6 protein-coding genes are annotated in these 10,189 nt (G+C 59.2%); all 6 read right to left on the bottom strand.

Annotated features, from left to right (window positions below; all coding sequences use genetic code 11):
- A partial coding sequence (locus tag ACH2EI_RS10155; protein WP_395159934.1) for a DNA cytosine methyltransferase occupies positions 1 to 419 on the bottom strand: 419 nt, incomplete at its 3' end.
- Between the two features lie 317 nt (positions 420 to 736).
- Entirely contained in the window at positions 737 to 2,254 is a 1,518-nt protein-coding gene (locus ACH2EI_RS10150; RefSeq protein ID WP_395159932.1) for a PD-(D/E)XK motif protein, read from the bottom strand.
- Positions 2,251 to 4,971, bottom strand: a complete 2,721-nt coding sequence (locus ACH2EI_RS10145; RefSeq protein ID WP_395159930.1) for a Z1 domain-containing protein — start codon at positions 4,969 to 4,971, stop codon at positions 2,251 to 2,253. The genes ACH2EI_RS10150 and ACH2EI_RS10145 overlap by 4 nt, the downstream gene beginning before the upstream one ends.
- Positions 4,971 to 6,431 (bottom strand): ATP-binding protein, encoded by a 1,461-nt coding sequence (locus ACH2EI_RS10140; RefSeq protein WP_395159936.1) that lies wholly within the window; start codon positions 6,429 to 6,431, stop codon positions 4,971 to 4,973. Before ACH2EI_RS10140 ends, ACH2EI_RS10145 begins: the two co-directional genes overlap by 1 nt.
- 35 nt (positions 6,432 to 6,466) lie before the next feature.
- Positions 6,467 to 8,587, bottom strand: a complete 2,121-nt coding sequence (locus tag ACH2EI_RS10135) for an AIPR family protein (protein WP_395159928.1) — start codon at positions 8,585 to 8,587, stop codon at positions 6,467 to 6,469.
- 586 nt (positions 8,588 to 9,173) lie between these two features.
- On the bottom strand, positions 9,174 to 10,189 hold a 1,016-nt coding region (locus ACH2EI_RS10130), incomplete at its 5' end, for a DUF1524 domain-containing protein (protein ID WP_395159926.1).

The following is a 10,189-nucleotide window of genomic DNA, read 5'->3' as shown; positions in this document are numbered from 1 at the left end:
GGACGAGACCCGCGTTGCACGAGGTCGCGCATGGCGGACCGACCCGCCCTCGAGAACGGCTGACGAGGTGGACCGCCGGCAATAAGGTCGACCTTGATGCGCTTAAGAAGCGCCCCCAGCTCTTCCACCACACTTGGTTCAGCGAGATCCAGTTTCGAGCTCATTCCGGCGTGGTGGGCCCGATGAGTTGCCAGTGCGTCCTCGTCGTGGTCAACTCCAACGAGGACCTTGTAGCCGGCGCGCTCAAGCCCTAGGCTCAGTCCGCCTGCCCCGCAGAAAAGATCCGCCGCGATCGGCCCAATCGATTCGCTAGCAAGTCGAGCCACAACGTCCGGATCGTCGGTCGCAAGGTGGTGCTGGGGTAAAGCAACGAAGGGGCCACGGACCAGCTTGACCCCATAGCCCTGACGCTTGCTCATGACAAATATGGTACGGCCAATCACCTACCAACGCTGAATCTCAAGAGGCTCTCTGCGGAGAAGCTTCAGCTGAGCGTCGATGCACCGAGACGGCGCCTGTCAAGTTGACCAGAGGGCTGCGGCGATGCCCCTTTGGCGGCCCGAGTCCGATCGGCGCTCGGGGCCCCAGAGCAACAGGAGGAAATCTGACTGCAGAAAGCTCCTTCTCCCAGCAACGAACCGTCTTCACTCAGCGGGTTCGGACCCTGTCTCATGCCCGCTCTTCGCCGAAGCGAGATACGCGCCAGAGCTGAGAAGAATGCTCATTGAAATCTTTGTCAGTGCCAGTGGTTGGCCACATAGTCGATGAGATCGTGACCGTCGAGGCTGTTCGTGGCGTTGCCGGTCCGCACCCAAAACATCGGTCGGGACGGCTCGTTGTTGGCGGCGAACGGGCGACCGAACCGCGGATTTGGCGACGGCGCAACGCTGAGGTGACACGTTTGATGTCCGTCATGCTCGGCGAAGCTGATCCGAAGTTGCTGAGTGACAATGCCGTCAATCCGCTCGCGAAGGAGTTCGATCAGGCGGAGCTCGTACGTGTCGAGGTCATCAGTTGGCAACCCGCTTTCAGCGAGGTCTGCGGCGATACCTGTGATGTTCTGATCGTCATCGACGCCGATTACCAATTCGCCGCCCGCTGTGTTGAGCAGCGCGACGACGGTCTTGACAATTTCAGTTTTCAGTGCCTGTACAACGCTCCTGCGGTGATCGGCGTTCTGGGTGGGAGCGGTCGGCGTCCATGCGGTCGCCTTGTACTCGACCACGGCGGACTCAGCCGCAGTCGCTGCGTCCCCCGCACTGCCCGGTTCACTTAGCCAGCCAGCAATATCGTCGCCGTCGATGAGGTAGGCCTCGCAGGCCGACGCTGCGATCGAGTACCGAAGCCCTCCGGTCCCATTGGGTAAGTCCGTCTCAGTGAGACGGGGAAAGCCGGAATGAACCCGATAATGAAACGAGTCGCGGAGCGTGTACCCGGTTGTGCTGTATTCCAACTCGTCGGCGTCTTCGTAGCCATAGGTGTTGAGGCTGCTCGTGAACCGATCCTGTGTGGCAATGTCATCCCCTATCTCAGTCCGGAACTCGGCGATGAGGTCCGGAAGCGACTGGCCCGCCTGTCGGTGACGTAGGACGCGGTGATGGGCAAGGACCAATGCGTCGAGACCATGATCGTCGAGCTGCCGCTCGCCGTCAATCACGAATACCTGCGGTTCGCTGTGGACAATTCCCTTCACTTCCACGGCAATCCGCCCGACCTGGAAATCCTGTGGGGCGTTCGCTGGTCCAGTCCAGGCAGCGACTGCATCCCGCACGCCGACGGCTGGTGCTAGGAGATCGCGGAGTGTCACCAGTTCTCCAAACAGGCCGAGCTGGCGGTTTGCCGACATCAATCCGCCGGCGGCGCGGCGGAGGAATCGCTGCCATGTAGTGAAGCGTTGGACCAAATTGTGTACCGCTTCACCAACGTCTTTGCAGTCGATCAGGTGCTGGCTGATGTCGTCAGCTACCGTTAGAAAAATGTCCGTGTGATCCGGCGAAGTTGCTGCCAGGCTAAGCTGAGCGGAGGCTCCGCCTCGTAGCTCGAGTCGGATTCGGTCGGACCCTCGTGCATCTCCGATGTCGACTCCCTCCGTTGTACCTAGCTCAATCGCGAGTCCGGGAATGGAATCTGGGTTCGTAATCGTCACGTATATCGGCAGGGCTGCAACAAGCCGGCGGCGAAATGTACCGACGCCCGTCTCGCTGCCGATCGCGTCCCACGCCTCCATGAAACTCGTGCCGTGTTGTGTCGTCATGCGTTGATTTCTTGTTCCATCTGAACGCTGTTGATTCGGTACTCGACCCTCGTGCCGTCAGGGTCCTTGGGGAAACTCACGCAGTAGGCAGCAAAAGGCGGCCCCGGCTCCGCTGTATAACCGATGTTAGGATCGAGAAGGTAGAGGATAAGTAGTCCGCGTTCCGAGGCTCGGGCATGCCTCAGATATGTTCCGGTCGGATTTTCAGCGCCGGCTTCGGCTCTCGCCTGACCCAACTCGGCATCCGTAAGATCGAAACGCTCGTCGGCAGATCCGATAAGGCTGTTGAAGGAGTATCGCCCCGCACGCCCGTCGTCACGACGCGTGCTAAGACCAACAGAGACCGCCCCATTGGCCAATTTCTGGGGCTGTCCCGGCCACTGACTATTTGACCTTAGGAGGACGGTCCATTCACCTAGATCGCCGTGTTGATTTCTCTTGCGGATGTAATCAGCGAGGTAAAGCGGCCGGCCTGTCGTGAATGGATATAGATCTTCAGCCGCCAACGAATCGAAATATGCAGTGATCATGGCGGAGCTGACACCCCGCCAGGCGGAGTTGTCGCCCCCAGGAGACGCATCGGCGTCAGCCGTCTCTGTGAGCTGGGTAACGAAGGCATCGAGACAGTCAAACGCAAGCTGTCTCCTGCCAGCTGGAAGCTCGAGACTCGTTGTCTCAGGACGCTCGGCACCAAATCCAATCCGTCGAATCTGAGTGTTTCGCATTTTCGTGCTCCCCGTAATGAACATTCCAGGACTATGACGCACCCGCAGACCAAATTGCCTCGGTGTCATATTGGTGTTCTCAAGAATTTTCACCTCTCGGAGCAGTTCCGTTGTGGCGACACTGATATTTCGGAAATGTGAAACGACCCCAGGCGGAGCATAAACGCGGCAGAGATCGAGGTAGCCAGGCCTATACCCGAACCAGCGTCCCATCTGCATAAGCGCGTCATACAACCGCGTCGTGCGGGCGTAGTAACTAACCGTCAGACCTTCGAGCGTCAGACCACGTGAGAGTTTCGCGCCACCCACGACGATCGTGGACAGACCCTCCGGGTGCTTGTCGTAGTCGAGGACGTCATCTGAATCCCCATTGATGAGCCTCACCTCGATCTTCGAGACCGCAGGAGCAAGGTGTGGTCGAACAGAATCAAAGTCGTCCAACGGCGGACGGGGGCCAGCATGGTTTTGAAGCGCCACTGCATTTGGAATGAAATCCTCCTCCCACAGATCACTGAATCGTTCCCAAACTGGATCGTCGTCGGGTGCGTAACGCAAATCGTTGTACCGCTCAGCAAGCATTTCACCCAAGCGACGACCGATCGTGTTCTGGGCCAACTTGAAGCGAGTCAGATGCACCAGCATTGAGTTCGAGGCGCCGGCTTGTCCACGAAGACGCCGAGCCGCGCAAGCCAGGATGAACGAGTCGAGCGCTCGACTCAACGAGGCGGGGGTCAGGTCATCCGAGGGAACGAACTCAACGTCATGATTCGGTGGAATCCAGACCTCGTGGTCTAGCAGACGACTCACCATCGGCAGCCCGTCGGCATCTGCGCCGGTTCCAAAAATCAGGTCAGCTCCAACATAGTTCGATGGCGCTTGGAGTCCGACAATAAAATCACGAGGGAAAAGATCACCGCCGAGTTTCTCGTGTTCGGCGTTAGCGTCAATGAATACATTCGCGAATGGAGTCGCTGTGTAGTCGACGTAAGCCGACTGATCGAACAGCCTAAGGATTCGACGAATACCCATATTTGTGCCAGTCGGCAGGGTGTCCGAATTGATGTGATTAGCCGTATCGATCGACGCATTATCTGCCTCGTCGTCGATAAGCAGCAGTGGAACATCTTCAATCGTGGATTGGCCAGGTAAGAGTCCGGCATTGTGCCGTAGCCAATCGTGGAGAGTCTGAAGCACTGTGACGTGCTTCTTCACCACAAAGACTGTGGGAAGGTTGGAGTGATTGAACGGGTTCCAACCCGCACCGTCGGCGAAGCCACGCTTAAAGTCCCCGGCTTCCGTGGCCTTGGTCATCGTATGTACGTGGTTTTGGCTCTGAAGAAGACCAACACCGAACGCTGGCGGCGCCTCACCTAGCCCCGCCCGGGTATCTCGCCCAACGAACGCCTCGTCGAACCGGTGCTGGGTTTGCGCACGAAGGTTGTTGTGTGCGCCTGCGAGGATGATAATAAGTCGATAACCAGCGTCAGCTGCCTTGGTGACCACACCGAGGTAGTTGTTCGTCTTTCCCGACTGGACGTGACCGATCACCAAGCCACGACGGTCCCAGATGCCCTCACGGCTCGGGTTCCCAAGCAGATCAACGATTCTGTCGGTTGATCTGTCGAGTTCCGCAAGAGCGGTTGGTGGAAGTCGTGGCTCTACGAGACAGCGGTAATTCCTCCAGAATCCTCCATCGGGAAAGATTGTCTCCTGGCTCCCTTCCACCCACGGCTCGTGGACAGACTCGTCGCCAGTTATAACTCCGGCCGACTCCTGCACCGTGGTGAAATGCACGTCGGCCCGGTCGGCAAGTTCGAGAACAAGGCGGTCGAGGACGCCCGGCTCGCCAGTAACCAGCGCAGCCACCACTGCACGCCCAGCCAGTGCAACTATGATCTCACGAGTCAATCGCTGCTCGAGATACGCTGGGTCGCGCCGGATAAGCGTTCCAAGGACATCTTGCGCGGTTTGGATAGCGGATGATTCTGTCACTAGCAGCTCCCAGTTGTGAGGGTCTGGATGTAATCGCCGGCGGAGTCAAACGGCTGAGCCTCGAGGACGGTTCGCCGGGCGTTTTCAGCAGACTCCCCCGCGTGCACCATCGCGCAAAACAGGCGCCGCGCCGCCGATCGCGTCAGCTCATCGACATCTCCACCTTCGTCGATCCGGTTCTCATCACGGAACCCCTGACTCAAAATGTGCGCCACCGGAAGTGTCGTCTCGATGAGTTGGAGAGTCTGCTCGGCTAGACCCGCGTCGATCTGGCGGGAAAGCAGGTCGACAACAACCGGATGCTGTCTGTTGATTAGGTAGCGCACGATTGCTCCAGAAGTGTCGGCGGTCCATAGCGGGACTTTATGTCCCTTGCGTGGAGCCGCCCCAACCGACCTGCGGCCTCGCGATCGGTAGACCTCCTCTCCGCGATTTCGTGTTGCGCGGGCAATGCGGACGAAGTCATCGCGCAGATTTGCGGGTGGGCGCGCCTTAGCTTTCCGCACGTCGAGCGCCCAAGTAGCGTCCAAGTCTTGGTCGAACTCAACACGCACACGAGCAAGTTTGTGGTGTTCCTCAGGCTTAGTCCCGCGATCGAACCAGTCGCCGGCGACGATCAGGCGACGGCGGCGGTACAGATAGAAACCCTGTTGGAGATTCCATCCCTTGGCACCACCCGCACGCTTGTGCGTCGCAGGATCGAGTTTCGAGTTGTGCGGCAGGACGAAGGGTTGAATGTCGATGCGCCGTTCCTCACCAGTAGCATTTGTCAGCAAGAGTGATTCCGTCTGGAGGCGCTCAGTGGCAGGGTGGCTCTCCATAAACGGGTCCCACGGCTCGCATGTCGTTCCGTTTACTGTGATTCGAAGTCCGTCGCTAAGAAATCGGTGAAACACCATCTCAAGGTGCACTTGGACATCATCGATCATCGCCCGGAACGTATTTCTCGCCTTCGTATCGGACGCGGGGCGGTCATCCACGACTCGGTCTAGGTGATGCCATGCGACGACCGTTCCGGATTCTTCGGGGAGGAGCGGTGCGAGTTGATCGATGTGAGGCGAATCCGTGAGGACAACCCAGCGGTCCGTGCGCTGGACGTGATCGAGATCCCAGCGCCGGGTCTCGATTTCTGGATGGCCGATATGGCGCGTCGCTACAGTCAGCACGCGGCCTTGGGAAAAGCTCGCCGTCTTGAGGCCGAGACCAAAGCGGCCAAGGTCGTCGGCGGCACGATCGTCAAGTGGGTTGGCGGACCCTGGGCGCATCGCCTCATTCAGTTCATTGGGCAGCATCCCGTCACCGTTGTCGGTCAACGTCATCGAGCTCGCGGCGCCATTCCAATGAAATCGCACGTCGATTTGTGACGCGTGCGCCGAGATCGAATTGTCGACGAGGTCTGCGATCGCGGTTGCTGGCGAATAGCCGAACGACCGGAGTGATTGAATCAGCGAGCTGGCCATAGGGGTTGCATCAATTTCATTCGGGTGCAGAGGAGTCATGATGAAAATCCGCTCTCCGCGAGCCAAATCACAACTTCGGCTCGCTGTGCCGGTTCCAGTTCGTCAACTGGCGTGATTGACTGCGACGCGATATCCACAACGACATTGAAAATGTAGTCAGGTCCGTCGGAACCAGGCATGGGAGCGGCGTAGGCGTGCAAGGTTTGCCGCCCGGAACCCGAAACACCGGTATCACCGAGATGCCTCCACCTACGTCGACGGTAGCGGCGATAACGACCCTCGACTGCCGTACCCTGGGCCGCGCGCGATGCGTCAGCCAGGCTCAGGTTCCCCGGCACCAGCGACCCATGGGCCGACACTTTTGCTGGGCTCGGCGCAGGCAATGAGACCTCTCTCGCAAATTCGTCAAACGAGAACTCGATCTTCCGGAGGGCAGACCAACACGCCTCCTGCTTGGTCCATTCGGTGATGTTGCGCCCATCGGCTGTTTCGATGATCGCACCCTTCACACCTTCACCAACCTGCGAGATGGCATCAATGAACGCATCGGAGATCTGCTGCGTCCGCCAGATCAGCCCAAGATCGGGTCCGTGCTCCGAGCGTTCGAACAGGTAGCAGAGTGTGTAGGCCACGACTTGGCGCTTGTACGTGCCTCCAAACACTTTCCGTACCGTCGAATCGGCCGTCTTGAAGATGATCGCCTTTGAAACTAAGTCGCGAAACCTCTGGCGATGCCACCCGTCGACATCAGTTTCGGGTGGTTCAGGTAGCCGTTCCATGAACTCGACGAAGTTCTTTTGGCCACCTCGGCACACCAAGTGCGGAAGCCGAGACCACGTGTTCTCGTAGAGCGCGATCTCGTTCTTGCCGAACTTTTGATCCTTCGGGTATTCGGCCAGGAATCGCTTCTGAACGGAGGCTTTCCCGGAACTTGTCTGATCGACGGTGTACGAGCCGCGCGCCCGCTCGAAGTACCACTTCGTCGGTCGACCGTGCGCCGCCGCCGGTGTCCATTCGGTCCGCGAGGACTCGTCCATGCGGCGAAGGTAATCGTTGTTCGCCGACAGGTCGCTTTCCTGCACGTTGTTCTGGCGATTCGCATACCGAGAAATGTTGGGCACGAGCTCATCAATGAGTTCAGGACCGACGACGACGAGCTTCATCTGCACGCTGACGTCGTTAAGATCGCACTCTACATCGCGGGCAGCGACAGCGAGACTGGCAGTGGTCTGCCCGCCGTTGACGATCTGGAAGTCGTGGACATATTCGATCACATCACCATGGTCGGTCCGAATTAATCTGATGGATTCTGCGGTCGCCGTAATCCCGTTGTTGTACGGGAGAAACCTCTCCGGTTCGGTCCGCAGCGTGTCTCTTATTCCTCTGTTGATCTTTCCACGTGCCGACAAAAACGCTCGTACGTTGCGCTCCAACAATCGGCCACCGTGCTCAAGGTAGATCTCAGCGAGGCGTTGACCGGGAATGTACGCAAGGTACGTCTGCACCTCGTCATGCCGGTCAGCTGCCAGACACGGGAGTCCCCCATTGTCAGCGGTGAAATCTATCGCAATCGGTTCTAGCCGCTCACCCGACACGCGAGACCGTCGGATCGTCTCAAGATCCCAAACCCTGGTCTGGATAGTGACGCCGGCAACGGCTGGAGATTCTGGAATATACTCTGGAGCAGTTCGATGCGTCAGCAGGTACAGAGTGACGTCGTCGTACCGCTCTGTGTCGCCTGCGGCATCAACGAGGTCAGCAACAGGGTGATGGTCCTCGATTTCAATTCGGCCATCGCGGCTCCGCTTGAGGAAACCAGCCAGGCGCCTAAATAGAGCGTCTATCTCAGTGCGGGTGATCGTCTCGGTGGCTCCAGACCGGTCGAAGTCACTAATCGCGAGAAAGAGACGCCGCAGAGTTGGGTCGATGGCCCATGCGCTTACGGCTGCACCGCGCGCCGAGTAGTGGCTGACTTGGTAGTCGGGCCATCGACCCTCACTCTCGAGATCATCGAGAATTAGATCGGTAAACGCGTCCTCGACAAACGCCTCTTGACCCTCAATCTCAGCATGATCGAGCACTTCGACAAGAAGTTGCTGTAGAAACGACTTCCGCCCAACAGCGCCAGTCGCCTCGATACCTGTTTCCGGCCCCACGATTTAGAATTGTAGTAGGAATTCAACTTTGAGAAGAACGGAGAAGCGACAGATTTGGCGTCGCAGACAGCCAAAACTCGGCAGCAAACCGGCTACTGAGACGCCTTCCAAGAGGAACTCCGCTCCAGCGATCTTCGATTGAATGACGCAAAGCCGGCCGAACACCCACGGCGAGCTGACCGACGAACTCGTCCGCAACGGAACAACGAAAGGCCATCGGAGCAACGGCGCGATCGAGACGGTGCCCAAAGGGCCCGAGTCGGATTGGGCGGCTACTCGTACACGGACAAGGACGACCACAAGCGCACCAACGAACGGGTCGCTTGGTGGAAGACCGACGCCACAACCCTGCGCGACATCGTTCGGCTCGACCCGTCGTGGCAACTCTGTAACCCCAACGGCGAACACCCTCCGGCCCTCGAGCACAGCACGTCGCAGTCGGCCACGGGAGCTCTTAAACAGCAGACGTCCTGACGAGATGAATCACAGGTTCCGCCGATCAACGAAACGAAGCAGGAAGTCGAGCAGCGATGCCGAGGCGTCCAGAACGACAGCGTGACCAGCCTCCTACACTGTCAACCGGACCTCAACACCTGGCGCTCGTGACCGAGCCGGAGGGCGCCACGAGATACGCCGTGTCGCCATCGTTGTTCCAAACGTTCTGCCGTTTCCAGATGACCTCGCCCGGTGATTCGACATTGTCCTCGCCGGTCAGGATCACCAGCCGCGCACCAGCCGCGATCGAACCGAACTGGTCGAGCATGGTGGAGTGGCGTGACTCTTCGTCGTGGAGTTCGTACCCGGCGAGCGTGATCGGATTTGCGGTGGGATTCTCAAGGACGACGCGCTCCTCTCGCTTTTGGCACTGGGTAACCCGAATCTCGCTGGCCCCGCCTTCCGACGGCACGACCGCGCCAAGCGTGGTGGTGGTTGGTGGCGGGGCGATCACGATCACCGGGAGCACTGCTACCAATCGGGCAGGAATGTCTCCGACCGAGCACGACGACAGGATCTGTATCAACGCTGTCGCCTCCGGCTGAGTGACCGACAGCTGCCAGCGAGCTTTGGTGGACACCCAGTTCGCTGCATACGCACAGTGAAATTCCTGGCGCGGAGGAAGCCACTTGTCGGGCGTCTTGTCGCCCTTCGCCTGGTTGACCGATCCCACGACGGCCAGCAGCATGCCCGGCGTCTCGTCGTTGGCGAAGGCGATCCTCGTGGCCGAGTCCCAGCGCCACGCCCCAGCACGGTGCGCCTCACTCAGCGGGACGACGTGATCGATCGTGATGTCACTCGCCGCCGTCACCACGACGCCCGTGTACGGGTCGGTCCAGGATCCGGTTTCAACAAAGCATCCCGACGAACTCATCTGCACCGGAATCGCCGACTGCGTGATCAGTACCTCGTGCCGTCCAGAGATGCAGTCCCCGTCGAGATCCGCCCAACCATTTGGCTGATACGTCTCGCGGTCATAGCGCTGGCGACTCGGGTCGGGGTCGGCGACAGTCAAGCCGCTCAACACAGCCAGCACCTCTTGCAGCGAGTCAGCCGTCGGCGAATTTGAGGTAGTGGTGTCGGTAGCGGTTGAGGCAGCGGTGTCGG

It is taken from the genome of Ilumatobacter sp. (assembly GCF_041688325.1).
Taxonomy (GTDB): Bacteria; Actinomycetota; Acidimicrobiia; order Acidimicrobiales; family Ilumatobacteraceae; genus Ilumatobacter_A.
This window is presented reverse-complemented; position numbering and strand designations above follow the sequence as displayed.